Origin of the sequence: Novosphingobium sp. AP12, assembly GCF_000281975.1 — a bacterium.
Taxonomy (GTDB): Bacteria; Pseudomonadota; Alphaproteobacteria; order Sphingomonadales; family Sphingomonadaceae; genus Novosphingobium.
Genome location: NZ_AKKE01000015.1, coordinates 1 through 24,578 on the forward strand (window position 1 = coordinate 1; position 24,578 = coordinate 24,578).

A 24,578-nucleotide genomic window follows, 5' to 3' on the forward strand; every position below is an offset into this window, starting at 1 on the left:
GGGGGCGTCCACCCCATCACCCAAATCAGCCTTCCCAGCCCCGGCTTGACGAAGGTCCCGCCATTCGACGCAAACCTCACCCCACCCTCGGCTCGAACACCGACCATCCGGTGCGCTGCACAAGCCGTTCCAGCGCCAGTTGCCCGAGGTGCGAGTTCCCCGCCTCGTTGAGCCCGGGCGACCACACCGCGATGCTGGCGATCCCGGGCGCCACGGCCAGGATGCCGCCACCCACGCCGGACTTGCCGGGCAGGCCGATGCGGAAGGCGAAGTCGCCCGAATTGTCGTAGTGGCCGCAGGACATCATCAGCGCATTGATGCGCCGCGCCCGGCTTTCGGTGATGACGCGGTGGCCCTCTACCCGCCCGCCGTGCATCAGGTAGCGCCCCGCCATCGCCAGCTGCCGGCAGCTCATGGCGAGCGCGCAGAAGTGGAAGTAGGTCCCCAGCACCATGCCGACGTCGCTGTGGATGTTGCCGAAGGCGCGCATGTAGTTGGCGAGCGCCATGTTGCGGAAGCCGGTGTCCTGCTCAGCCTGCGCGACGGTTTCGTCAATGCGGATAGTGTCGTCGTCGCCCGCCAGTTCGCGCACGAAGCGCAGCATCTGGCCGATCGCCTCGCGCGGCTGCAAGCGGCCGAGCAGCAGGTCGCACACGACGATGGCGCCGGCATTGATGAAGGGATTGCGCGGGATGCCGTGCTCGGTCTCCAGCTGGACGATCGAGTTGAAGGCGCTGCCCGAAGGCTCGCGCCCGACCCGCTTCCACAGCTGGTCGCCCACCGCGCCGAGCGCCAGCGTCAGCGCGAAGACCTTGGAGATCGACTGGATCGAGAACGTCTGGTCCGCGTCCCCGGCGGTATGGACCGATCCATCGGCCATGACCACGGCGAGACCGAACTTGTCCGCGGGCACGCAGGCCAGCGGCGGGATGTAGCTGGCGACTTTGCCGCGGTGCTCTTCCCCGCGCATTTCCCCGGCAATGTCTGCGACGATGCGCCCGACGTCAGCCACGCGCGCGCGGCCATCCGGCCTGCAGCGTCGCCGCCGCGCCGCCAGCGAACCAGACGGCGAAGATCGCCCAGAACGCCATGAACGGCAACGTCACCGGGTCCACCGGATAGCGCGTGGCCAGCCATGCCGAGCCTGCGCAGCCCAGCAGGCACAGGAGCGGATACCAGGGGAAACGCGCTGCAGCCCCGGTCGTGGGAGCCAGTCGCCAATGCTGCCGCCGCTGCCCGGGATCAGGCGCCCATACGGCCGAGGCGAAGACCGCGAAGGGAAACAGCAGGAACAGCGCCCCCAGCGGAGCGATCAGTTCGAGCACGGGAAGGTGGTCGTTGAAGCACTGGTCGAACTGCCCGGAGAACGTGGCACCGCGGCACAGGACCCTGTGCTTGGCGGCTCCGCCGAACAGGGGCATGAGCGAGGACGCCAGCCAGAGGCCGCAACCGGCGAAGGCCAGAGCCTTGCGGGTGCCCTCTCGCATCGCGCCCTAGCCTGCCAGCACGGCCTTGACCGCCGCAATGGCGTCCGCCGCCTTCGTGCCGTCAGGCCCGCCGCCCTGCGCCATATCGGCGCGCCCGCCGCCGCCCTTGCCGCCGAGCGCCTCGACGCCCTTGCGCACGAGGTCTACCGCGCTGATCGTGCCGGTCAGGTCGTCGGTGACGGCAGCGGCGATGCTCGCCTTGCCTTCGTTCACCGCGACGATCACCGCGACGCCCGAGCCGAGGCGCTGCTTGGCCTGATCAAGAAGCCCGCGCAGATCTTTCGGGTCGAGCCCTTCCAGCACCTGCCCGGCAAACTTCACGCCGTTCACGTCCTCGTCGGCGGCTTCGGACTTAGCCCCGCCGCCCGAAGCGCCCGACAGCGCCAGCGCCTTTTTCGCTTCCGCCAGTTCGCGCTCCAGCTTGCGGCGCTCGTCGAGCAGCGCGGCGACGCGCGCCTCGACGTCTTCAGGCGTGGTACGCAGCAGGCTCGCGGCGTTCTTGAGCGCATCCTCGCGTCCGACCAGCCACTGCCGCGCACCCTCGCCGGTCATCGCCTCGATGCGCCGCACGCCCGAGGACACCGCGCTTTCCGAGACGATGCGGAACACGCCGATGTCGCCGGTGGCGTTGACGTGAGTGCCGCCGCACAGCTCGACCGAATAGGTGCGGTCGCCCGAGGCGCGGCCCATCGAGAGGACGCGGACCTCGTCCCCGTACTTCTCACCGAACAGCGCCATCGCGCCCGCTTCGACCGCTTCGTCAGGCGCCATCAGGCGGGTGAGCACGGCTTCGTTGGCGCGGATTTCCGCATTCACCTCGGCCTCGATCGCGGCGATGTCCTCTGGGGTCAGCGCCTTGGGGTGCGAATAGTCGAAGCGCAGCCGTTCGGCGGCGACCATGGAGCCCTTCTGCGTGACGTGCTCGCCTAGACGGCCGCGAAGGGCGGCGTGCAGCAGGTGCGTGGCCGAGTGGTTGGCGCGCACCGCGTCGCGGTGCTCCACGTCGACGGTGAGGTTGATGGTGTCACCGACCTTGATCGTGCCCGCCTCGACGGCAGCGTTCATGGCGTGCAGGCGGCCGAGCGGCTTGGAGGTGTCCGCAACGGTGATCGCAAGACCGCCAGCGCCGGTGATCGTGCCCGAGTCGCCGACCTGGCCGCCCGATTCGCCGTAGAACGGGGTCTGGTTGGTCAGCACGGTGACGCTCTCGCCCGCCGTGGCCGACGCGACTTCCTGGCCATCGCGCACCAGCGCCACGACGCGGCCTTCGCCCGCGGTCGAGGTGTAGCCAGTGAACTCGCTGGCGCCTTCGCGCTCGGCGATGTCGAACCACACTTCGCTGTCGGCGGCCTGGCCAGAGCCCTTCCACGCGGCGCGCGCGGCGGCCTTCTGCTGCGCCATGGCGGCGTCGAAGCCGGCCTTGTCGACGGCGATGCCGCGCGAACGCAGCGCGTCTTCGGTCAGGTCGTAGGGGAAGCCGAAGGTATCGTAGAGCTTGAACGCGGTCTCGCCCGGAAGCTCGCCGCCTTCGCCCAGGTCCACGGTCGCCTCGTCGAGCAGCTTGAGGCCGTTCGACAGGGTGCGGCGGAACTGGATTTCCTCGCGCTCCAGCGTTTCCTCGATCAGCGGCTGCGCGCGGCCGAGCTCGGGATAGGCCTGGCCCATCTCGGCGACGAGCGCCGGCACCAGGCGGTGCATCAAGGGATCGCGCGCGCCCAGCAGGTGCGCGTGGCGCATGGCGCGGCGCATGATGCGGCGCAGCACGTAGCCGCGCCCCTCGTTCGAGGGCAGCACGCCGTCGGCCAGCAGGAAGCTGGTCGAGCGCAGGTGGTCGGCGATGACGCGGTGGCTGGCGCGGCTGTCACCCTCGGCAGCAACGCCGGTCAGGCTTTCCGACGCGGCGATGAGCGCCTTGAACGTGTCGATGTCGTAGTTGTCATGGACGCCCTGCATGACCGCCGAGATGCGCTCCAGCCCCATGCCGGTGTCGATCGAAGGCTTGGGCAGGTTGCCGACGATCTCGCCGGCGGCCTGCTCGAACTGCATGAAGACGAGGTTCCAGATCTCGATGAAGCGATCGCCATCCTCTTCCGGCGATCCCGGAGGGCCACCCCAGATGTGGTCGCCGTGGTCGAAGAAGATTTCCGAGCACGGGCCGCACGGGCCTTCATCGCCCATCGCCCAGAAGTTGTCCTTGGTGGCGATGCGGATGATCTTCGATTCCGGCAGCCCGGCGATCTTCTTCCACAGCTCCGCCGCCTCGTCGTCGGTGTGGTAGACGGTGACCAGCAGCTTCTCGACCGGGAGCGCCCATTCCTTGGTCAGGAGCGTCCAGGCGTGGGTGATCGCCTGCTCCTTGAAATAGTCGCCGAAGGAGAAGTTGCCCAGCATCTCGAAGAAGGTGTGGTGGCGCGCGGTGTAGCCCACGTTGTCGAGATCGTTATGCTTGCCGCCGGCGCGCACGCACTTCTGCGAGGAGGTGGCGCGGGGGATCGCCCGGGTCTCGAGCCCGGTGAACACGTTCTTGAACGGCACCATGCCGGCATTCACGAACATCAGCGTCGGATCGTTGTACGGAACGAGCGGCGCGGACTGAACGGCCTCGTGACCATTGCTGGCGTAATAGTCGAGGAAGGACCGGCGGATTTCATTCGTCGTCTGCATGACCCGCGCCGATAAATCACGCGGGCAAGGTCGGCAAGCGGTTGTCTGCGGTCAGACTGTTCGGGAATCGCGATAAGATGGTACCGAAGTGGAGACAGACGCCCGATGCGAGGGGCTGCAGCGATGCTGCGATGGCCCGTGGGAGCGCGGCAGCAGCTGGGCCGTTAGCTTGGGAAACCTCCCTTTTTCCTGCAGCCAACGGAGCTTTGCGACTATGGCCGACTACGATTTCTACTATTGGCCGCTGCCCTTCCGCGGCCAGTTCATCCGGGCGATCCTTGCCTATGCGGGCAAGGACTGGACCGAAAACGATTCCGGCGCGATCGCGAAGCTCATGGAGAAAGAGCCCAGGGACCAGCCGGTGCCGTTCATGGGCCCGCCCGTGCTGGTGGACACGGCGAGCGGATTCGCGCTCTCCCAAATGCCCGCGATCGCGCTCTATCTGGGCGATACGCTGGGGTTGATGCCCGACAGCGCCGAGGGCCGGGCGGTGACGGCCAAGATCGTGAACGATGCCAACGATGTGATCGACGAAATCACCCTCGACGGCGGGCGCGAGATGTGGACGGCGGAGACCTGGGAGGAGTTCGTACCGCGCCTCAGGCGCTGGATGGGATTCTGGGAAGCGATCGCCGCGAAGAGAGGACTTACCGCCGGGGACGGATTCCTGCTCGGCACCGATGAGGCCGGGGTGGCGGATATCGTCACCGCCGTGCTGTGGACCACCATGGCCGACCGTTTCGCCTCGATCGCCAAAATGCTGGAGCAGACGGCGCCCCTCACCTCTGCGCTGGCGAAGCGGATGCACGAGGTGCCGGCGCTGGCCGCGCTGAAGGCGAAGGCGTTCGAGCAGTACGGCGACGGCTACTGCGGCGGCGAGATCGAGAAGTCGCTGCGGGCGGTGGCGAACTAGGCGCGTCAAAAAGTCGGGTTTCCGGGAACGGACCCAAGGCTTCCCCGTTATCTTGAGTGAAGGCCGGCGCGGCCCTCCCCCCCCTCCAAGCTGCGCCGGCCGATTTTTCCTCGGATGGAAACACTGGCCCGCCCCGACACGTTCGGTTGGCGGGCTTTTCTTTTGCGGTCAGACCCCGGAACGCAAAAACCCCGGCGCAAGGCCGGGGTTCCTGTCTTCATCGCTGCGAGGCGCCGTCTTTTATACGTCGTCGTCCTCGGACGGGCCGGCCATCATTTCTTCGGCGAGACCATCGGTCTTGGTGCGGATCGCCTTTTCGAGGCGGTCGGCGACTTCGGGGTTCTGCTTCAGGTAGGTCTTCGAGTTCTCACGGCCCTGGCCGATGCGCACCGAATCGTAGCTGAACCACGCGCCCGACTTCTCGACGATGCCGGCCTTGACGCCGAGGTCGAGGATTTCGCCGATCTTGGAGACGCCTTCGCCGTACATGATGTCGAATTCGACCTGCTTGAACGGCGGGGCGACCTTGTTCTTCACGACCTTGACGCGGGTGGCGTTGCCGACGACCTCGTCCTTGTCCTTGATCGCGCCGGTGCGGCGGATGTCGAGACGGACCGAGGCGTAGAACTTGAGCGCGTTGCCGCCCGTCGTCGTCTCGGGGTTGCCGTACATGACGCCGATCTTCATGCGCAGCTGGTTGATGAAGATCACCATGCAGCGCGAGCGGCTGATCGAGCCGGTCAGCTTGCGCAGCGACTGGCTCATCAGGCGGGCCTGGAGACCGACGTGGCTGTCGCCCATCTCGCCTTCGATTTCAGCGCGGGGCACCAGCGCGGCGACCGAGTCCACCACCAGCACGTCGATCGCGTTCGAACGCACCAGCGTGTCGACGATCTCGAGCGCCTGTTCACCGGTATCCGGCTGCGAAACGATCAGTTCGTCGATGTTGACGCCCAGCTTCTTGGCATAGACCGGGTCGAGCGCGTGTTCGGCGTCGATGAAGGCGGCGGTGCCACCGGTCTTCTGTGCCTCTGCGATCACGTGGAGCGCGAGCGTGGTCTTGCCCGAGCTTTCCGGACCATAGATCTCGATCACGCGGCCACGCGGCAACCCGCCGACGCCGAGCGCGATGTCGAGGCCGAGAGAGCCGGTCGAGATCGCTTCGACCTGCATCGTCTCCTTCGAGCCCAGCTTCATCGCCGAGCCCTTGCCGAATGCCTTGTCGATCTGGGCCAGCGCTGCTTCGAGCGCCTTTTGACGGTCCATTGCGTCCTTTTCCTTGCCTTCCTGGATCAGCTTGAGCTGAGCAGCCATGTCTCTTCCCCTGTGCTACCGGGCTGACCGGAAAGGTCAACGTCATGGGCAGACATGTACGATCTTTGTTCTACCAGAACAAGAGGGGAACTTCGGCAGATTTCCGTTTTTTAATGGCGGTTTTCGCCCTGAGCCATGCGCGCCAGAACTTCCCCCACTTTTTCTGAGAGCTGCTGGACCGAGAACGGCTTGGGCATGAACCAGGCGTTGGCGATGCCGATCTGCTTGCGCAGCTGCTCCTCCGCATAGCCCGACATGAACAGGACCGGGAGGTTCGGGGCGAAGCGGCGGATCTCGCGCGCCATGGCCGGGCCGTCGAGCGTGGGCATCACGACGTCGGAGACGACGATGTCGAACTGGCCGCCTTCCTGGACGAGTTCCAGCCCCTCCTCGCCGTCGCGCGCGCAGGTGACCTTGTAGCCCTGGCGGGTGAGCGCGCGCTCGGCGACGACGCGGACCGGGTCTTCGTCCTCGACCAGCAGGATCGAGCCGCCGCCTGCCCACTGGCTCGGCGGCGGTTCTGGCTTGGTCTGCGCGATCTCGGGCGCGGAGCCGGGCGCGACGTGGTGGACCGGCAGGTACACGGTAAAGCGCGTGCCTTTGCCCGCTTCGCTCTCGGCGAAGATGAAGCCGCCCGACTGCTTGACGATGCCGTAGACGGTCGAAAGTCCGAGGCCCGTGCCCTTGCCCTGCTCCTTGGTGGTGAAGAACGGCTCGAAGATCTTGCCGAGGATTTCGGGCGGGATGCCGCCGCCGCTGTCCTCGACGATGAGCGCGGTATATTCGCCCGCCGGGATGATCTCGCTGCGCATGGCGCGCACGTCGGTGGTAGTGACCTTGCGGGTGGCGAGGACAAGGCGCCCGGCGCCGTCGCCTCGGCTCTGCATGGCATCGCGCGCGTTGACGGCGAGGTTGACGATGACCTGCTCGAGCTGGGTCGGATCGGCGCGCACCGGGCCGAGGTCGCGGTCGTGGCTGACGACGAGCTGGATCTTCTCGCCGATCAGGCGGCGCAGCATCTGCGAGACGTCGGCGACCACGTCGGGCAGCTGGATCACTTCGGGGCGCAGTGTCTGCTGGCGCGAGAAAGCCAGGAGCTGGCGGGTCAGCGAGGCGGCGCGGTTCGAGTTGGCGCGGATCTGCTGGATGTCGTCATAGTCCGAATCGCCCGGCGTATGGCGCATCAGCATGAGGTCGCAGGTGCCCAGAATCGCGGTGAGCACGTTGTTGAAATCGTGCGCGACGCCGCCCGCAAGCTGGCCGACCGCCTGCATCTTGGTGGCCTGGGCGACCTGCCGCTTGAGGCGGATTTCCTCCGAAGTGTCGGTCAGGCCGAGCAGCACGGCCGCCTCCCCCAGCCCCCGCACGCCGGCGAGGCTGAGCGAGACCGGGTCGTCGGGCTGCGCGGTCAAGCGGATGGCGAGGTCGCCCGCCGCCGTGGGCCCCTGCGCGAAGCGGCGGATCGCCTCGGACAGGGCGCGCTTGTCCTCCTTGACGACGAGGTCGGTGGGGTAGGTAGGCGGCGCGTGGCCCTCGTGGCCGGCGGCGCGCATGAAGGCAGGGTTGGCGAAGAGCAGGCGCCCGTCGCGATCGGCCATGGCGAGGCCGAGGGGGAGCTGGCTCAGCAGCGCTTCCAGATGCGGCGCCGCGCCAGTGCCGCTTCCGCTGGCACCGATGCCCTGGCCGGCCTCGACCACCAGCATCAGCGATGGCGTGGTGGCGGGGTCGGGCTCATTGGGAAGGTCGGGATCGGCGACCGGGACGTGGTAGAGCACCAGCGCGCCGCCGCGCCCGCCGTCGCGCGCCCAGCCGATGCGCTCGCCCTCTTCCTGGCTGAGCAGCGAAACGAAGTCGGCGCCGGTCATGTCGGCCTTGGCGTCGCCCACCGCGCGCGCCGCGAAGCCCGAGCTGGCAGAGCGGATGGCGCCGTCCGGGTCGACGAGCGCGGCGGCGATGCCGGCCTTGGCGAGGCCCCGGCCCAGCTTGCCGTCGAGCTGGACGACGAGTTCGGCGACCGGATCCGCAGCGCTCACCGAAGTGATGCGCCAGACCAGGAAGTCGTCGCCCCGGCCCGCGCGGCGCACGTCGGCGCGCCAATGGGTGCCGTCCTCGTCGGCGATCTCGGCGGTGCCGTGGCCGTCGCGCCAGGCGCGGCGAGTGGCGTCGGCGAGGCGTTCGAGCGAGGCATGGACGACCGGCAGGCGCGGCGGGGCGCTGCCGGCGCCGAACCAGTTCTCGAAGCAGGGATTGGCGCAGGTCAGGCGGCCGGCGCGGTCGGTCACGGCGATGGCCATGTCCGGGCGTTCTATCGCGGCGACGGTGACGGACCAGTCGGGCTGCGCGAACTCGGTCTCGGCGGCAGGGGAGCGGCGGCGGGAAAGCGCCCAGGCGAGCGCGCCGAAGGCGGCCAGCGCGGCGACGAACACCGCCATCAGCAGCGCGTCGCCCGAGACCAGCCAGACCAGCAGCGCGCTCAGCAGCAGCGCCGCGACGACGACCAGCACGTCGGAAACCGAACCGACGGAGCCCACGGCCCGATCGGCGCGTACCGTCATGCAGGCGTTTCCGATTCGGCGACGGGCGCAGGGCGGGCGGGCCGCAGGCGGCGGGCATGGTGCTTGCGGCCGATCCACCAGCGCCAGAACCACATCGACAGGACGTAGCCCAAGGCGGCGCAGACCGTGGAGATCACGAAGAGGCCGACCAGCAGCGCCGGGGCGGCGTCGGACAGCAGCCAGTGCGCCCACTCCCCGACACCCGCCCCGCTGTCATAGAGCGCGTAGAAGGTCGAGAGGTCGGCGTGGTAGCCCAGCGAGTTGCCCAGCCAGATCGAGGCGGCGAGGATGAAGGGCGTCGTCGCGGGGTTCGACAGGAAGGTCATCGCGGCGGCGAGCGGGATGTTGCCGCGGCACGGCACGCACATCACCGCCGCGCCGACGATCTGGACGCCGGGGATCAGCGCGAAGATACCCACCAGCAGCCCCACCGCGACCCCGCGCGGAACCGAGCGGCGGGTGAAGCGGAACAGTTCCTGCCGCCGGGCGAGCGGCGCCGTGAAGCGATTCGCCTCGAGCTGTTCGTGCGTCGGCATCTGGCGGTGCAGCCACGCGCCCAGGCGGGAGAGCATCGGGCTCATTCCCCGCTCAACCGTGGTCGCGCATGATGCGGGCCTGGTCGCGCTTCCATTCGCGGTCCTTGATGGTGGTCCGCTTGTCGGCCGCGTTCTTGCCCTTGGCGAGCGCCAGCTCGACCTTGGCGCGGCCGCGGCTGTTGAAGTAAATCGAGAGCGGCACCAGCGTCATGCCCTTGCGCTCCACCGCGCCCTGGAGGCGGGAAATCTCGCGCTCATGAAGCAGCAGCTTGCGCGGCCGCTTGGGGACGTGGTTGAAGCGGTTGCCGTGGCTGAACTCGGGCACGTTGGCGTTGACCAGCCAGCATTCGCCCCCCCGGATTTCGGCGAAGGATTCGACGATCGAACCCTCGCCGAAGCGGAGCGACTTCACTTCCGTGCCGGTGAGCGCGATGCCCGCCTCGAACTTGTCCTCGATGAAGTAGTCGAAGCGAGCCTTGCGGTTTTCCGCGACGGTCTTGGCTTTGTCGAAAAGGGAATTCTGGGGGCGTGCCATGTTCCCGCATGTAGGCATGTGCGCGGCAAAAGAAAACGCCCCATCGCCCCGCTTTCGGACGGGAAATCGTCCAGGCGGGCCAGATGGTTCGGGCCGTGGTTCAATCGTGCTGCAGATAGATGTCGAGATGGACCAGTTTGCCCGCATCGTCGAACTGGTAGACGGTGCAGGAATTGACCACCGTCTCGGCATGGCCGCGAGGGCAGTTGTGCTCGGTCAGTTCGAGGAACACGCGGTTTCCCGCCTCGCTGATGCGGTGGAATTCGGCCCAGAAGTCGGTCGTGGTCGCCCATTGCATCAGGAGGCCGCGGTAGACCTCCCAGCCCATCGCCGCCTTGTCGTTGCCGACCCGCTCGAACGCGTCGGTGTCGAGCAGCGCGGCGAGTTCGTCCCAGCCGCTCTCGTCGAAGCCCGGCTCCTTGGCGCGTTCTACGGTGCGCTTGATGCAGTCGGTATAGGCAAGGACCTTCAGCGCATATTCGCCGGTCACGGCCTCGCGCGCGGTCCAGGTGGTCGCACTGGTTACGATTGTAGCCATCTCGCATTCTCCCGGTCTTGTTGTTTTGCCGCGCAGTGTTCCCAATTGCGCAGGCCTTGGCAAGGGCGATGCTTATCGCGGCGGCGCCATTTCGGCGGGATGACATCGAGTTAACGCCGAATCCGCTCAAAATCTCAGGTACATGACTTGCGCGGCAAGGGGCGCTGCGGAATACAGGTCCGCGAATTCGGGGGAATCAATCTACAATGCGATCGAAATACCGAGCCGGGCTGTCCGGCCCGCTGCTTCTGCTGATGCCCATGGCCGCGCAGGCCGCGCCGCCTCCACTCGACGCCTACGGCGACCTTCCCCGCGTGGAAGACATCGCGATCTCGCCCGACGGGACGTCCACCGCCAATGTCCTCCAGGTCAGCGGCGGACGCCGCGTGTTCGTGGTCAAGGACGGCAAGCCCCTGCTCAACGCTGCCTCGGGGCCCAACAAGGTGCGCGGGATCGAGTGGGCGGACAACGATACCGTGCTGCTCACCAACAGCGCCACGGTGCCGCTGTTCGGTTTCGCCGCCAGCAAGTACGAATTTTCCGGTACGATCATCGTGCCGATGAAGCCGGGCGGCGTGTCCGGGCTCGTTTTCGGCAAATCCAAGGATGTCGCCGACACGACCCGCGGGCGTTACGGCATCCGGACCGTCGGCGGGCAGACCGTGGGCTACTTCGGCGGCATCGCGATGGAAGTGGACGGCATGTCGACTCACTTCAAGCACGGCCGCACCACGCTCTACGCCGTCGACCTGAAGACCAACCGCGCCCGCCAGGCCGCCCCGGCGCCGGAGGAGAACCACTATCGCGACTGGTTGATCGACGCCGCCGGCAACGTGGCGATCGTGCTGGACATCTCGGAGACGGACGGCACCTGGAAGATCGGTCCGCCAAGGGGGCGTGAACTGGTGCGCGGCATCGACCCGACCGGCCACGTCAGCCTGATCGCCTTCGGCAAGGACGGCACATCCGTCATCTACCAGATCGAGGACGACGACGGGAACGAGCGCTGGTACGAAGTTCCGATGACCGGCGGCGAGCCGAAGGGCATCCTGAACGACATCGGCATCGAGCGCATCTTCGTCGACCGCAGCACCGGCAACATGATCGGCTATCGCACCTCGGGCGAGAAGCGCCAGACGGTGATGAACGACCCGGTCCACCAGCATGCGCTCACCCGCATCTTCAAGGCCTTCGACGGGCGCGAGGTCGACCTTATCGACTGGACGCCGGACTTCTCGAAGGTGATCCTGCGGACCTCCGGCAGCAAGGACAGCGGCACCTGGTTCCTCGTCGACGTCGCCCAGCGCCGCGCCGACCCGATCGCCGACGAGCGGCCCGAGATCATGGCCGAGCAGGTCGGGCCGATCTCCAAGATCGACTATGCCGCCGCCGACGGGCTCAAGATGGACGGTATTCTGACCCTCCCCCCGGGCCGCGAGGCGAAGGGCCTGCCGGTGATCCTGCTGCCGCACGGCGGCCCGGCGTCGCACGACACGCCTGACTTCGACTGGTGGGCGCAGGCCTTCGCCTCGCGCGGGTACGCGGTGTTCCAGCCCAACTTCCGCGGCTCGACCGGCGGCACCGATGCCTTCCGCCATGCCGGCGATGGCGAGTGGGGCCGCAAGATGCAGACCGACATCTCCGACGGGCTCGCCGAACTGGCCAAGCGCGGGCTGGTCGATCCCAGGCGCGCCTGCATCGTCGGCGCCAGCTACGGCGGCTACGCGGCGCTGGCGGGGGTGACGCTGCAGCAGGGGCTCTACCGCTGCGCGGTCTCGGTGGCGGGCGTCGCCGACCTCAAGCTGATGTATTCGACCGACATCCGCGAAAGCGGCGATTCGAAGATGCTGGGCAAGGTGCTGCGCGAACAGCTCGGCGATCCCAAGCGCTACTACGACGTCTCGCCCCGCCGCTTCGCCGCCCGCGCCGACGCGCCGGTCCTGCTGATCCACGGCAAGGACGACACCGTGGTGCCCTACAAGCAGAGCCAGGTCATGGCCGACGCTCTCAAGGACGCCGGCAAGCCCTACGAAATGGTGACGCTGGCGGGTGAGGATCACTGGCTTTCGCGCGCGGAGACGCGAAAGAAGATGCTGTCCGAAACCATGCGCTTCGTGGAGAAGAACAACCCGGCGGATTGAAGCCCGCCGGATCGAACGGGCGCCGCCCCGGCGGCGCCCGGCCTCAGAGCAGGCCGGCGTGGACCAGCGCTTCGTCGACCGCGACCCGTGCCTTCTCGCCGCAGGGGACGAGCGGCAGGCGCAGTTCGTTCTCGATCCAGTCGTGGACCTGCGCCAGCGCGTACTTGCACGGGCCCGGCGAGCTGTCCTCGAACATGGCGTAGTGCAGCGGGTAGAGCATGTCGTTGAGGCGGCGCGCTTCCTCGAGGTCGTTGGCGGCGCAGGCGGCCTGGAATTCGGCGCAGAGCTTCGGAGCGACGTTCGCGGTGACCGAGATGCATCCCACGCCGCCCGCCGCATTGAACGGCAGCGCCAGTTCGTCGTCGCCGGACAGCTGGCAGAAGTCCTTGCCGATGCCCATGCGGTGGTCGGTGACGCGCGACAGGTCGCCGCTGGCGTCCTTGATGCCGACGAAGCGGCCCGGATAGCGGCGGGCCAGTTCGCACACCGTCTCGGGCAGCAGGTCGGTCACGGTGCGGCCCGGCACGTTGTAGAGAACGATCGGCAGGTCGATGTTTTCGGCCAGGTAGCCGAAGTGGGCGAGCAGACCCTCCTGGCTCGGCCGGTTGTAGTAGGGCGCGACCAGCAGCGCGGCGGCGGCGCCGGACTTCTTGGAGAAGGTCATGTGCAGGAGCGCGTTCATGGTGTCGTTGCTGCCGCAGCCCGCGATCACCGGCACCCGGCCCGCCGCCTGCTCGACGCAGACTTCGATGACGCGGTGGTGCTCTGCATTGGAAAGCGTGGAGTTTTCGCCGGTTGTCCCGCACGGCACCAGCGCCGACGAGCCGGACTCGATCTGCCAGTCCACCAGCCGGCGGAAAGCCTGTTCATCGAACGCTCCGTCGCGAAACGGTGTGACAAGCGCGGGAATGGAGCCGGAGAACATGGACTTTACCTCTGGTGGTGTTCAATGATCGCCCGGCCGGGGAACCGCCCCCGTGCCCGAACGTCATGTTCAGCGCCTGATAAGGAGCCTCTTTCCAAAATGTCCAGCATGTTGCGCACCCCCCACCTGCTGCTGAGCATTTCCCCAGCCGTTTTCGCCTTCACGGCGTTCTCCCTCCCCGCCGCCGCCCAGGACGGCCGCGAGTGGGACGCCGCGCGGGCCCAGTCGATGCAGTCGCACGACATGAGCGTCCACCAGTCGATCGACCGCTGGAAGCTGCTCGTCGCCAACGACCGCATGGGCTTTGCCTCCTACGCCGGCTTCCTGCTGAGCTATCCGGGCTACCCGCAGCAGGACAAGATCCGCGGATTCGCGGAAAAAGCCCTGCTGACCGAATCGCCCGACACCGGCTCCGTCATCGCCTATTTCGACCGCTACGCCCCGCTCGGCAGCAAGGCCGCCGGGCGCTACGCCGTGGCGCTATCGAGCATGCGCCGCGCCGATGCCGCCACCAATGCCGTCGCCGCGTGGCGCAAGGGCAGCCTTATCCCGGTCGATGAAAGCGCGCTGCTTTCGCTCTACGGCAGCCGCCTGACCAGCGCCGACCACGACGCGCGCATGGACGCGCTGCTGTGGCAGGGCGAGACCGCGCAGGCCGAGCGGCAGATATCCTTCGTCTCGGCCGCGCGCCGGGCCGAGTTCATGGAGCGCCTCTCGCTGATGCAGGGCGCGGCGCCCGGCACGCTGGGCGTCACCCTGCCCGCGCAGATCTCGTCCGACCCCGGCTACGTCTACAACCGGGCGGTGCAGGCGCGCCGATCCGGCAACCAGATGGGCGCGGTGAGCCTGCTGGCCAATCGCCCGCCCCTCGCCCGGCCCGTGCCCGAGCAGGAACTGTGGGTGCGCGAACTGCTCACCGCCGCGCGCGCCGCCGACGACAGCAGTGCGGTGCGCATCGCCGGTTCGATCGACGATGCCTTTACGCCGGGCACCGATGTCAGCCGCCTCTCCTACCGCGTGCGCGACGACTACACGACGCTCGTCTGGCTGGGCGGTACCAAGGCGCTGTGGTCGCTGGGCGACGCGCGACGCGCCGCGCCCCTGTTCTACCGCTACGGCGCCGCCGCGCAGACGCCGGGGACGCGCTCTAAGGGCTTCTACTGGGCCGGACGCGCGCTCGCGATCGGCGGCGACATGGCCGGCGCCAACCGCTACTTCGAGATGGCCGCGCGGTATCCGCAGTACTTCTATGGCCAGCTTTCGCTGGAGCGGCTGGGGCGGCCGATCCCCAACCTCGACACCCGGCCCACCGCCGTCCCCACGGTGGCGGAGCGCACTTCGTTCAACGGGCTGCCGATCACCCGCGCCGTGCGCGACGTCGCGCGCGATGCCGACTGGCGCACCGGCATCCAGTTCTACCGGGAGATCGCCGACCAGGCCGCGACCTCGGAAGACCACGTCCTCGTCGCCGACCTCGCGCAGCAGATCGGCCGCCGCGACCTTGCCGTGATCCTGGGCCAGAGCGCTCATGCCGACGGGTTCGAGGAGTTCGGCCAGATTTCCTTCCCGCTGATCCCCACGCCGCCGGGCACCAACTGGACCATGGTCCACGCACTCAGCCGGCAGGAAAGCCAGTTCGCGCAGAACGCGCTCAGCCATGCCGGCGCCAGCGGCCTCATGCAGCTCATGCCCGGCACCGCGCGGGAGCAGGCGGGCAAGATGGGCCTGGCCTACGACCAGTCGGCTCTGGTCAGCGATCCGACCTACAACATCCGTCTTGGCGACGGCTACTTCGGGCGGATGATGGATTACTACGGCGGCGCCACGCCGCTCGCGGTCGCGGCCTATAATGCAGGCCCCGGCAACGTGAACAAGTGGCTGCGCGCCAACGGCGATCCGCGCACCGGCACGATCGACTGGATCGACTGGATGGAGCAGATCCCCATCTACGAGACCAAGAACTACGTCCAGCGCGTGCTGGAAAACGCCGTCGTCTACGAGACGATGTACCCGGCGCGGTCGGACTATACCGGCGCGAACAAGATGACCCGCCTCATGCCCGGCAAGCGCAAGCCGGGCTGAACGTCGCTTCCCTCAGGGCGCTTCCCCGCAGGAAGACCCTGGCGGGGCGGGGGCCGTCCACGACATGCGGTAGGTGACGCGGAAACCGTCATGGTCGGACAGTTCCGGGCTGTCCGGCCCGCCGTCGAACATGGCTTCCACCCGGACCGGCTCGACCGAGATTTCGCGGCCGCTTTCGAAGAACTGCAGGTCCTGGGTATCCATCCAGGGCTCGTCGCCGTCCCATGACATCCTCACGTCGCAGGCGAACATGCCGTCGCTGCAGGCCTTGTGGACCAGCGTCATCGGCTCGTAGCGGGTGAAGTTGTCCCAGCGTTCCTGCGAACGGCGCATGTTGAAGTCACCGCCGAAGATGACGGGAAAGCGCTCGTCGTGGGTGGCGTCGATGAAGCGGGACGCCTCCAGCGCCTGCCGGTCGTGCGCCTCCAGGTTACGCGCCGCCGGAGCTTTCGAGGCGCCGCGCGAATTCATGTGGGTATTGTACAAGTCGATGGGCGTGGGCAGGCCCGGGACGGCGATGCGGACCATCATGATGCCCTTGTTGGCAAGGCAATCGATGCCGGCGCAGGACCGGCGCCCGTAAGGCTGGCTGCGCACGCCGGTGATGGGATATCGCGACGCCACCGCGAGCCCTCCTCCCATGAAATGCACGCCGATCTCACCGCGTTTGACGCTGGCCTTGCCCGGCAGCCGTTCGTCACCCGTTGCCGGAGCCCGGTCGGTGCGGCGAGGCCCGGAGGCGATCGCCGGGTAGCCGCTGGCGAGAACCGCCTTCTTGGCGGCGCCGCTGAACATCTCCTGGAACAGGACGATGTCCGGCGCCTCGCCCGCTGCCCGCAGCGCCGCGAGGTGGCGGCCGATCTCGCCCAACTGCGCGGCGCGGCCCGAGCGGGCGGGCCAGCCCAGACCCTCGATATTATAGGTCAGCACCGATAAGGTGACGCTGCGGCGAGCGCCATCGTCCGACGGCACGGGGGCAACCCCCGCCCCGCAAGCGAGGAGCCGCGACGGCGGCGCCGTGCCGCATCCGGCCAGCGCCAGCGCCGCTCCGAGACATGCGAGCGAAAGGCTCCGGACGCGAAGCCGCCTCATGCACCATGAACCGTGTTGGGCATGGCATCAGGCTAGAGGCCCGGACCCGCCAAGTCGACCCACCCAATACGCCCGGTCCTCATCCCAGCCGGAACAGGGCGCTGGCGTGGGGCGCGAGGCGAGTGGTCACCTTGTCCGATACCGGGCCGAGGTCGCGGCGCTGCCACAGGTCGCGAATCGCCGCGCGCCCGTCGACTCCAACGGCGCGCAGCGGCAGCGTGACCTCGCGCGCTTCCTTGCCGAGGTTGAACAGCGCCAGATAGCGAGCTTTGCCGTCCTCGCTCGACGCCGACCAGACGCGCAGGCCGTCCTCGACGAAGTGCGGGCGATTGCCGCTGCTCGACTGGTTGACCGCCAGCACCTCGGGGTTCGTCAGCAGCGCCAGCGTGGCGGCATCGAGGTGGCGCAGGTCGCCGCCCATGATCAGCGGCGAGCGGGCGATGGACCACAGCGTCATCAGCGTCTGCTGCTCGTCGGCCGTGAAGCGGGAATCGCGCTCGCCCAGCGCCAGCCGGCCTAGCGGCAGCATGTCCGCGTCGGGCCACGAGCCGGGGCCCCGGAACGGCGTCCAGTTCTCCAGCCGCGTGACCTGCGCTTCGAGCTGCGCCCACTCGTCCCAGAAGTCGTCGGAGATGCGCCACATCTGCGCATGGCGGCGGACGTGCTCGCCGCGCAGCACAGGGGTTTCGCCGGGCGAGAGACTGAGCACCATCGGCCGCCCGCAGCGCGCGATGGCGGTGGCGGCGGCCTCGATCTCGGGCGCGTGGGCGTCGTAGGGGCGGCTCATGTCGTCCATCTTGACGAAGTCGACGCCCCACGATGCGTAGAGTTTGAACAGTCCGTCGTAGTATTCTTGCGCGCCGGGCCGGGTCATGTCGACGCCGTACATGTCGGGGTTCCACGAACAGATCGAGGTCGTGTCGGCGATGTCCTGCGCGCGGACCTTGGTGCCCAGGATCGGCAGGTTCAGCTTGACCGCATGGCGCGAGATGCCGCGCATGACGTGGATGCCGAACTTCATGCCCATCGCGTGAACCTTCGCCGCGAGCGGCGCGAAGCCCTTGCCGCCCCTGGCCGAGGGGAAGCGGTTGGGCGCGGGCACCAGCCGCCCATGCGCGTCGAGGGCGGGGACGGGGTTCGAGTTGTAGGTGTAGCTGCTCGCCTCGGGCTCGTACCACTGGATGTCGACGGTGAAGACGTCGTAGCCCGAGGGCAGCAACTTCTCGCGCATGATCGCGGCGGTTTCGAGCGCCTGCGCCTCGGTGATGGTGCCGGCGAAGCTGTTCCAGCTGTTCCACCCCATCGGCGGGCGCGGCGCGAGGTCCGACACGGGCGGCAGCGGGGAGCCGGAAGGCATCGACGACGGCGCCGGCGTACCCGCGACCGCCCTTTGCGCAAGGCCCGCGAGCGATGCCGCGGCCGCGGTGAAAATGGCGGTTCGACGCGAGAAATCCATGGTCATCCTGTCCTCTGCCCATTGGCTGCTTGGGTGCTATTTGTCGGACTAATACCCGCAATGCAACCGGGGAGATCGCCCGCATGAGCGCTTGGCCGCAAGGGTCGGGTTTCCTAAGGATCGAGGCGATGAAATTCGACGGTCCCCCGATCAGCCCCTCCGGCATGGCGTCCTTGCGTGCCCGCTACGACCACCTGCTCGGCACCGAGCGGCCGGCGATCGTCGAGATCGTCTCGTGGGCGGCGGGCAACGGCGACCGCTCGGAGAACGGCGACTACCTCTACGGCCGCAAGCGCATGCGCGAGATCGACCGCGAGCTGTCCTACCTCGCCCGCCGCATGAAGGCGCTGCGCGTGGTCGACCCCGCCGCGCAGGGCGAGCGCGGCAAGGTGTTCTTCGGCGCCGAGGTCGAACTCGCCGACGAGGACGACGAGCGCCTGACCGTCACCATCGTCGGCGACGACGAACAGGACGCCTCCTCGGGCCGCATCGGCTGGAGCGCCCCCATCGCCCGAGCCCTGCGCGGCGCCGCCGTTGGCGACCTGCGCGTGGTGCGCCTCCCCTCGGGCGAGAAGGAGTGGGAGATCATGCGGATCGAATATCCGTAGGACAGTCGAGCCACTCCGGAACGGCGCTTCGGCGAGGCATCAGGGAATCAGGCGATCGGCGCGCAGACGCTCGAACAGGGCGAAGAATGCGTCGTCGGTTGGCTGATATCCGGTGAAACCCAGACGGCGGCTCTTCGACATGTCGGTCACGACCTCGATCGGGCGCCCCAGATCGGCGTCGGTGTGCCAGGGAGAGGCCAGACGACCGAGTTCGGGCTCGACCAGCCCCTCGCGCAGCGCAATTGCGCGCCACAGCTTTTCATCGCCCGCCATCTGCTCGTCCAGCGCAAGCACGGACCCGTCGAACGGCGCAGCGTCCAGTCCGAACCACGCGGCGATGCGGCCCCACATCCACTGCCAGCGGAAGACGTCGCCGTTGACCACGTTGAAAGCCTCGTTGTGGGCGCTTTCGGTCTCCGCGGCCCACAGCAGGTGGCGTGCCAACTGCCCGGCATCCGTCATGTCGGTCAGGCCATTCCATTGCGCCGCCGACCCCGGAAAACGGAAAGGCCGCCCGGTTTCCCGGCACAAGGTCGCATAGACGGCAAGCGTCGTGCCCATGTTCATGGCGTTGCCGACGGCCTTGCCGATGACGGTATGCGGACGATGCACGCTCCAGGTGAAGCCATCGCGGGCAGCGGCGGCGAACAGTTCGTCTTCCTGCGCGTAGTAGAAATTCTCCACCTCGAGGCGCCCCTGTTCCTCGCGGAACGGGGTCTGCGGAAGCGTCCCGCGTCCATAGGCCTCGAAGGGACCGAGATAGTGCTTGAGCCCGGTCACCAGGGCGACATGGCGAGGGCCGGCAGGCCCGGGCAGCCCGTCCAGCAGGTTGCGCACCATCGCCGAATTGACCCGGATGTTCTCGGCCTCGCTGTCCTGGCGCAGCCAGGTCGTGATGAACACCGCATCGGGATGGATGGAAGCCAGTGCCGCGGCGGTGGCGGCGGCATCCTGCAGGTCGGCCGCCACCGGCTCCACACCTTGCTGTTCGACCGGGCGACGGGCCAGCCCGTGCACCGTCCAGCCCTCCTGCACCAGCAACGCCGCCGTCGCGCTGCCGACGATGCCGCTCGCGCCCACTATCAATGCCGTCCTGGCCATGCGAAATCTCCTTGCTGGCGATAGAACTAGGCAGCCATGTCCCGTCCTTCTAGAGGGCACCATTTGGTGCCCTTGGGCCAGGAGGTATCTCGATGAAGCCTGGAACGCCCGACGAGGAATGGCGCGAGGACTGTGCGCCACGACGAGTGCTGGAGCTGTTCGCGGCCAAATGGACCAGCATGGTCCTGCACACACTTCACGCGCGCCATGACGGCGCCGCACGCACGGGTGAGCTGCTGCGGACGCTGCCGGGCATCTCCAAGAAGATGCTGACACAGACCTTGCGCGAGATGGAAGGCAGCGGCCTTATCGACCGTCACGTCCAGGACACGGTGCCTCCTGCCGTGGAATACCACCTTACGGCGCTGGGCCGCCGCTTCGTCGAGCCGGTGGAACTCCTCTACAGCTGGGGGCGGGAAAACACGGATGCACTGGACGCATTGACGCCTCGCCCGAGTTCGCGGCGCTCATAGCCGCCAACGCGTCACCCGGGTTCCCGCATGCAGGGCTCGCAAGCATCAGGCAAAATCGAAGCGAAGGTCCGGCGCCTTCACCGGGCCATGCGGTTCCAGGCGTCGAGGGCAGCGATCTTGTAGGCTTCGGCGAGGGTCGGGTAGTTGAAGGTGTTCTCGATGAAGTAGTCGATCGTGCCCTTCAGGTTGAGCACCGCCTGGCCGATGTGGATCAGCTCGGTCGCGCCCTCGCCGATGATGTGGACGCCCAGCAGGCGGCGGGTCTTGTTCGAGAAGATCATCTTCATCAGCCCCTGCTGCAGCCCCATGATGTGCCCCCGGCTGGTCTCGCGAAGGCGGGCGATGCCGCACTCGTAGTTGATGCCGCGCGTGCGCACTTCCTCCTCGGTCATGCCCACTGTCGAGATTTCGGGCACCGCGTAGATGCCGTAGGGGAAGAACGCGGGGGCCGGAGGGAGCGGCAGGCCGAAGGCGTGGCAGGCGGCGATACGGCCCTGCTCCATCGAGGTCGAGGCGAGGCTGGGAAAGCCGATTACGTCGCCAGCGGCATAGATGTGCCCCGCCGCGGTCTGGTAGGTCACCGGGTCGACCGAGAGCCGCCCGCGCGCGTCGGTCGTCAGCCCGCAGGCATCGAGACCGAGCCCGGCGGTCGCGCCCATGCGCCCGGCGCAGTAGAGCAGCATCTCGGTGCGCACCGTCCGCCCGTCGCCCAGCGTGGTGAGCACGCGCCCGTCCGCGCCTTTCTCCACCCTGGTGGCGGGCGAGCCGAGGCGGAAGGTCACGCCCCGGTCGCGCAGCTGGTGGACGAACTCGTCGATGATCTCGCGGTCGACGAAATCGAGGAACGTCGCGCGCGGCTCGATCACGGTGACGGCGACGTCTAGCGCGGAGAAGATCGTCGCGTATTCGATGCCGATGACGCCCGCCCCCACCACCGCCAGCGAGCGCGGCAGGCGCGGGATGTTCACGACCTCGTCGGAATCGAGGATGTCGGGATCGGCGAAGTCCACCGCGTCGGGGTGGTGCGGCAGGGTGCCCACGGCGATCAGGAAGCGCTCGCCGGTGACGATCGTCTCGCCCCCGTCGGGCTGGGTGACCGCCACGCGGTTGGCGTCGACGAACCGGGCGATCCCGGCCATCGTCTCCACGCCGTTGCGCAGGAACTGGTGCTCCAGCACGTCGACCTCGTGATCGAGCGTCTTGGCGAGGCGGATCGACAGGTCCTCGCTGCCGATCTCCTTCTTGACGCGGTAGGACCGTCCATAGAACCCCCGCTCGCGCCAGCCCGAGAGGTTCAGCGCGGTCTCCCGCAGGGTCTTGCTGGGGATCGTGCCGGTATGGACCGAGACTCCGCCTACGCGCATCCGGGCCTCGATCACCAGGACCGACTTGCCCAGCTTCGCCGCCTGGATCGCCGCCCGGCGCCCGGACGGTCCGCTGCCGATGACGATGAATTCATAGACTGCCGCCATCGAAGACCTTTTCGCAAAAGAAGTGCACGGCCCCAACGCCGCCCCCGCCCTCTCCAGCCGCGGCGCGCCGACTTTGCGGCCGGGCACGCTGCAACGCAACAGCGAAGCGGCCTGTTCCAATCTTTGCGCTTGGCGAGGCTCGCCTGCTCGTGGCATTATAGTGAGCGTGCTTAGCAAATAGCGGCAAGTCCATCCGGAAAGATACCTGGCGGGGCGGAAGAACAAGAAACAACAAGACGGGATAACGAGAGATGACGGGCATTGTCGTGACGCCGCTGGGCGAGAACCTGAACTTCGGCGCGCAGGTCGAGGGGCTCGACTGGGACACCATCGCCGACGAGGCCGTGCGCGATCAGCTGCGCGCCCTGTTCGTCGAGCGCGGCATGATCGTGTTCCGCGACATGGAGCCCAGCGCGAAGATGCAGGTCGCGGTCAGCAAGGTGTTCGGCCCGCTCAAGGACCATCCCACCAAGACGACCCCGCGCGACGACGAGACCGGCGACGCGGCCGAAGGCGTCATCGACATGCACTACCGCCCGAGCGACGAAGTGGCCAAGGGCGAGGGTCTGGTGGAGCTGGACGGCGCCGTGGTCGCGCGCTTCTCGCCCTGGCATTTCGACCACTGCTACAACGACGAGCTCAACTACGCCGGCGTCCTGCGCGCCCCGATCAACGCGCCGGAGGGCGGTCGCACCGGCTTCATGGACGGCGTCGAGCTGTACCGCCAGTTCCCGCAGGAACTGCGGGACAGGCTGGAAGAGGCGAACGTGATCTACACGCTCGACACCCGCCTCTCGACGATGAAGTACGGCGTCAACTTCACGTCGCTCACCGAACATTCCTCGACGCCCGCGCTGCTCAAGGAAGCATCGACCTTCCCGCGCGCGATGCACCCGGCGATCTGGACGCGCGAGACCGGCGAGAAGGTCATGCACTTCGGACCGTGGATGGCCGTCGGCCTCGAACACCACGAGGATCAGGAGGGCGACCGCCTGCTCGACGACACCGCGCACGAGATCAACCGCCTCGGCCAGGGGACGAGCGCCTACTGGCACGACTGGAAGCCAACCGACATGGTGATCTGGGACAACCACCGCATGCTCCACGCGGTCGAAGGCTGCGACGCCAGGTACGAACGCCAGACGCTGCGCACCACCATCAAGGGCGACTACGGCCACGGCTACTTCGAGGACGGCAAGAAGATCGGCGAAGTCCAGCGCGAGATCGCCTGAGGGAGTGCTCGCGGGGAGATCGCGTAAGGCGATCTCCCCGCCCCCTCAATTCGCCCGCCTGCGGCAGACACGAAAACTTCGCGGGCGGAATATTGCTGACGGGATGAATGGGGCCCGTCAGTCTTCGCCGAGAAATCATTCGGCGGCATTGTTAAAATCGAAGCGCGGTTTGGACGCCTATCCCAAGTTAACTCGGCTTATACTTTCCAAGCCCGACCCCTCGATTGCAGGGCATGCTCGGAAACGGTTCGTCGCAAGTCGCGCCCGAATGACCGGCACAACCACCATCGCGGCCTCGAGTGTTCATGTGCCCGAAAGGTTAGTCTGAACAGGCAGGACTTCCATGGCGTTCAGGTGCGGCCATGCCGCACTTTTTACGAAGCTAAATGGAGGGGTTCTGACCGTCGGAGACGCCATCATGGGGGCGGCGGTCGGACGAGAAGCTGCGATCCGCAGGCCCGACTGGTCGAGTTTGAAGGAGTATCGCAATGAGTGTCATTTCCCAGAGTCCGCGAGTTCTGTTGCTGGCCGCCATGCTTGCCGGCACGGCGTCCGCCAGCCTCTCCGCGCAGACGCAGGAGCCGGCCGAAGGCGGCCTCGCGGTGACGGTGTCCGACACGCGTCCCGAGCGGTCGCAGATGACCGAAGGCCCTGAGATCCAGGGCATCATTTCCGGGCGCAGCGGCGACAGGATGCAGGTCACGGCCGAAGACGGCACCAGGACGGTCATCGCCATCGACGATGCCACCAAGATCAGCGCCACCAAGGGCCTGTTCGGCATGAACAGCAAGAAGCTGGCGGCAACCTCGCTGATCAACGGCGTGCCGGTGACCGTGAAGACGCTGCAGGGGGGCGGCAGCCTGCTGGCCAGCCAGATCAAGCTGCAGAACAAGGATCTCAAGACCGCGTCCATGATCCGCAACGGCACCGAGCAGGGCTTCGCGGAACAGACCGCAGCAACCGAAGCGCTACGCGGCCGCATGGGCGACATCGACAAGTACAACGTCAAGAGCACCACCAACGTGAACTTCGACACCGGCAAGGCGGTCCTGTCCGAGCAAGCGAAGAGCGATCTCTGCAGCGCGGCGACTTCCGCGGAAGGGATGGACAACGCCCTCCTGCTCGTCGTGGGCTACACCGACTCCACGGGCAGCCCCGAAATCAACCAGGTGCTCAGCGAAAAGCGGGCCGCCCGCGTCGTCAACTATCTCCAGCAGGCCTGCCACTGGAAGCCCTATCGCATGTTGACCCCCACCGGCATGTCGGAAGCGGACCCGCTGGCGGACAACACCACCGAAGAAGGCAAGGCGCAGAACCGCCGCGTTGCGGTGAACGTGCTGGTCAGCAAGGGCCTCGACGGCCTGTAAGACGTTCGGGCGGGCTTCGGCCCGCCCGCTCCTCCTCGGGTACCGGCCGCGCGGTGGACATGCGAAGCGGCCAGGACCACCGGCATT

Annotated in this window: 20 protein-coding genes; 7 read left to right on the forward strand and 13 right to left on the reverse strand. The window is 67.6% G+C overall.

Translation table 11 applies throughout. The features are described 5' to 3' along the window. Positions 1-76: 76 nt before the first annotated feature. The 3 genes from PMI02_RS03190 to alaS are packed head-to-tail and all read right to left on the reverse strand — an operon-like array spanning position 77 to position 4,151. Positions 77-1,012: a glutaminase gene (locus PMI02_RS03190; RefSeq protein WP_007678637.1), complete on the reverse strand. Its 936-nt coding sequence runs from the start codon at positions 1,010-1,012 to the stop codon at positions 77-79. Beyond that, entirely contained in the window at positions 1,005-1,487 is a 483-nt protein-coding gene (locus PMI02_RS03195; protein WP_007678639.1) for a hypothetical protein, read from the reverse strand. The genes PMI02_RS03190 and PMI02_RS03195 overlap by 8 nt, the downstream gene beginning before the upstream one ends. Before the next feature lie 6 nt (positions 1,488-1,493). Further along, positions 1,494-4,151 (reverse strand): alanine--tRNA ligase, encoded by a 2,658-nt coding sequence (gene alaS / locus PMI02_RS03200; RefSeq protein WP_007678641.1) that lies wholly within the window; start codon positions 4,149-4,151, stop codon positions 1,494-1,496. 214 nt (positions 4,152-4,365) lie between these two features. Between alaS and PMI02_RS03205 the strand changes: the two genes are divergently transcribed. Next, entirely contained in the window at positions 4,366-5,064 is a 699-nt protein-coding gene (locus tag PMI02_RS03205; RefSeq protein WP_007678646.1) for a hypothetical protein, read from the forward strand. A 240-nt stretch (positions 5,065-5,304) separates the two neighbouring features. Here the strand turns inward: PMI02_RS03205 and recA are convergent, their stop codons facing one another. The 5 genes from recA to PMI02_RS03230 all read right to left on the reverse strand — a co-directional run bounded on the left by recA (position 5,305) and on the right by PMI02_RS03230 (position 10,542). Further along, entirely contained in the window at positions 5,305-6,378 is a 1,074-nt protein-coding gene (gene recA / locus PMI02_RS03210; protein WP_007678647.1) for a recombinase RecA, read from the reverse strand. A gap of 110 nt (positions 6,379-6,488) precedes the next feature. After that, a complete protein-coding gene (locus tag PMI02_RS03215; protein WP_007678648.1) occupies positions 6,489-8,933 on the reverse strand; it encodes an ATP-binding protein in 2,445 nt (814 codons plus the stop codon). Next, complete coding sequence (locus PMI02_RS03220; protein ID WP_007678649.1) at positions 8,930-9,514, reverse strand: DUF2062 domain-containing protein; 585 nt, start codon at positions 9,512-9,514, stop codon at positions 8,930-8,932. The genes PMI02_RS03215 and PMI02_RS03220 overlap by 4 nt, the downstream gene beginning before the upstream one ends. Positions 9,515-9,521: 7 nt before the next feature. Continuing rightward, positions 9,522-10,004 (reverse strand): SsrA-binding protein SmpB, encoded by a 483-nt coding sequence (smpB, locus tag PMI02_RS03225; protein ID WP_007678650.1) that lies wholly within the window; start codon positions 10,002-10,004, stop codon positions 9,522-9,524. A gap of 100 nt (positions 10,005-10,104) precedes the next feature. Beyond that, complete coding sequence (locus PMI02_RS03230; RefSeq protein WP_007678652.1) at positions 10,105-10,542, reverse strand: hypothetical protein; 438 nt, start codon at positions 10,540-10,542, stop codon at positions 10,105-10,107. A gap of 206 nt (positions 10,543-10,748) precedes the next feature. Here PMI02_RS03230 and PMI02_RS03235 point away from each other — a divergent pair, with 206 nt between their 5' ends. Then, on the forward strand, positions 10,749-12,683 hold the full coding sequence (locus PMI02_RS03235) for a S9 family peptidase (protein WP_007678654.1): 1,935 nt from the start codon (positions 10,749-10,751) through the stop codon (positions 12,681-12,683). Positions 12,684-12,726: 43 nt separating this feature from the next. On the opposite strand, the gene dapA is transcribed toward PMI02_RS03235, so the two are convergent. Next, positions 12,727-13,608, reverse strand: coding sequence for a 4-hydroxy-tetrahydrodipicolinate synthase (gene dapA / locus PMI02_RS03240; RefSeq protein ID WP_007678658.1), 882 nt, complete (start codon positions 13,606-13,608; stop codon positions 12,727-12,729). 99 nt (positions 13,609-13,707) lie between these two features. On the opposite strand from dapA, the gene PMI02_RS03245 reads away from it, so the two are divergent. Further along, the gene (locus tag PMI02_RS03245; protein WP_007678661.1) at positions 13,708-15,690 is read left to right on the forward strand and encodes a lytic transglycosylase domain-containing protein; all 1,983 of its coding nucleotides are present in this window, start codon (positions 13,708-13,710) and stop codon (positions 15,688-15,690) included. Positions 15,691-15,702: 12 nt separating this feature from the next. Here the strand turns inward: PMI02_RS03245 and PMI02_RS03250 are convergent, their stop codons facing one another. Together PMI02_RS03250 and PMI02_RS03255 are read right to left on the reverse strand one after the other, a co-directional pair. Beyond that, a complete protein-coding gene (locus PMI02_RS03250; RefSeq protein ID WP_238538962.1) occupies positions 15,703-16,662 on the reverse strand; it encodes an endonuclease/exonuclease/phosphatase family protein in 960 nt (319 codons plus the stop codon). 199 nt (positions 16,663-16,861) lie between these two features. Further along, positions 16,862-18,244 carry a glycoside hydrolase family 27 protein gene (locus tag PMI02_RS03255; RefSeq protein ID WP_036502041.1) on the reverse strand — a complete coding sequence of 461 codons (1,383 nt, stop codon included), beginning with the start codon at positions 18,242-18,244 and terminating at the stop codon, positions 16,862-16,864. 122 nt (positions 18,245-18,366) lie between these two features. Between PMI02_RS03255 and greB the strand changes: the two genes are divergently transcribed. Further along, the gene (gene greB, locus PMI02_RS03260) at positions 18,367-18,846 is read left to right on the forward strand and encodes a transcription elongation factor GreB (RefSeq protein ID WP_036502043.1); all 480 of its coding nucleotides are present in this window, start codon (positions 18,367-18,369) and stop codon (positions 18,844-18,846) included. Between the two features lie 39 nt (positions 18,847-18,885). On the opposite strand, the gene PMI02_RS03265 is transcribed toward greB, so the two are convergent. Then, the gene (locus tag PMI02_RS03265) at positions 18,886-19,947 is read right to left on the reverse strand and encodes an SDR family oxidoreductase (protein ID WP_007678675.1); all 1,062 of its coding nucleotides are present in this window, start codon (positions 19,945-19,947) and stop codon (positions 18,886-18,888) included. Positions 19,948-20,039: 92 nt separating this feature from the next. Here PMI02_RS03265 and PMI02_RS03270 point away from each other — a divergent pair, with 92 nt between their 5' ends. Beyond that, the gene (locus tag PMI02_RS03270) at positions 20,040-20,420 is read left to right on the forward strand and encodes a helix-turn-helix domain-containing protein (RefSeq protein WP_007678678.1); all 381 of its coding nucleotides are present in this window, start codon (positions 20,040-20,042) and stop codon (positions 20,418-20,420) included. 77 nt (positions 20,421-20,497) lie between these two features. On the opposite strand, the gene sthA is transcribed toward PMI02_RS03270, so the two are convergent. Next, complete coding sequence (gene sthA / locus PMI02_RS03275) at positions 20,498-21,892, reverse strand: Si-specific NAD(P)(+) transhydrogenase (RefSeq protein WP_007678681.1); 1,395 nt, start codon at positions 21,890-21,892, stop codon at positions 20,498-20,500. 251 nt (positions 21,893-22,143) lie between these two features. Here sthA and PMI02_RS03280 point away from each other — a divergent pair, with 251 nt between their 5' ends. Both PMI02_RS03280 and PMI02_RS03285 read left to right on the forward strand, forming a co-directional pair. Beyond that, the gene (locus PMI02_RS03280; RefSeq protein WP_007678684.1) at positions 22,144-23,124 is read left to right on the forward strand and encodes a TauD/TfdA family dioxygenase; all 981 of its coding nucleotides are present in this window, start codon (positions 22,144-22,146) and stop codon (positions 23,122-23,124) included. Positions 23,125-23,612: 488 nt separating this feature from the next. Beyond that, complete coding sequence (locus tag PMI02_RS03285) at positions 23,613-24,491, forward strand: OmpA family protein (RefSeq protein WP_007678688.1); 879 nt, start codon at positions 23,613-23,615, stop codon at positions 24,489-24,491. The last annotated feature ends 87 nt before the right edge of the window (positions 24,492-24,578 follow it).

Bases quoted from the DNA above. Each gene is read 5' to 3' on its own strand.
- PMI02_RS03195 (WP_007678639.1), bottom strand. From the start codon at position 1,487: ATGCGAGAGGGCACCCGCAAGGCTCTGGCCTTCGCCGGTTGCGGCCTC.
- alaS (WP_007678641.1), bottom strand. From the start codon at position 4,151: ATGCAGACGACGAATGAAATCCGCCGGTCCTTCCTCGACTATTACGCC.
- PMI02_RS03205 (WP_007678646.1), top strand. From the start codon at position 4,366: ATGGCCGACTACGATTTCTACTATTGGCCGCTGCCCTTCCGCGGCCAG.
- recA (WP_007678647.1), bottom strand. From the start codon at position 6,378: ATGGCTGCTCAGCTCAAGCTGATCCAGGAAGGCAAGGAAAAGGACGCA.
- PMI02_RS03215 (WP_007678648.1), bottom strand. From the start codon at position 8,933: ATGACGGTACGCGCCGATCGGGCCGTGGGCTCCGTCGGTTCGGTTTCC.
- PMI02_RS03220 (WP_007678649.1), bottom strand. From the start codon at position 9,514: ATGAGCCCGATGCTCTCCCGCCTGGGCGCGTGGCTGCACCGCCAGATG.
- smpB (WP_007678650.1), bottom strand. From the start codon at position 10,004: ATGGCACGCCCCCAGAATTCCCTTTTCGACAAAGCCAAGACCGTCGCG.
- PMI02_RS03230 (WP_007678652.1), bottom strand. From the start codon at position 10,542: ATGGCTACAATCGTAACCAGTGCGACCACCTGGACCGCGCGCGAGGCC.
- PMI02_RS03235 (WP_007678654.1), top strand. From the start codon at position 10,749: ATGCGATCGAAATACCGAGCCGGGCTGTCCGGCCCGCTGCTTCTGCTG.
- dapA (WP_007678658.1), bottom strand. From the start codon at position 13,608: ATGTTCTCCGGCTCCATTCCCGCGCTTGTCACACCGTTTCGCGACGGA.
- PMI02_RS03245 (WP_007678661.1), top strand. From the start codon at position 13,708: ATGTCCAGCATGTTGCGCACCCCCCACCTGCTGCTGAGCATTTCCCCA.
- PMI02_RS03255 (WP_036502041.1), bottom strand. From the start codon at position 18,244: ATGACCATGGATTTCTCGCGTCGAACCGCCATTTTCACCGCGGCCGCG.
- greB (WP_036502043.1), top strand. From the start codon at position 18,367: ATGAAATTCGACGGTCCCCCGATCAGCCCCTCCGGCATGGCGTCCTTG.
- PMI02_RS03265 (WP_007678675.1), bottom strand. From the start codon at position 19,947: ATGGCCAGGACGGCATTGATAGTGGGCGCGAGCGGCATCGTCGGCAGC.
- PMI02_RS03270 (WP_007678678.1), top strand. From the start codon at position 20,040: ATGAAGCCTGGAACGCCCGACGAGGAATGGCGCGAGGACTGTGCGCCA.
- sthA (WP_007678681.1), bottom strand. From the start codon at position 21,892: ATGGCGGCAGTCTATGAATTCATCGTCATCGGCAGCGGACCGTCCGGG.
- PMI02_RS03280 (WP_007678684.1), top strand. From the start codon at position 22,144: ATGACGGGCATTGTCGTGACGCCGCTGGGCGAGAACCTGAACTTCGGC.
- PMI02_RS03285 (WP_007678688.1), top strand. From the start codon at position 23,613: ATGAGTGTCATTTCCCAGAGTCCGCGAGTTCTGTTGCTGGCCGCCATG.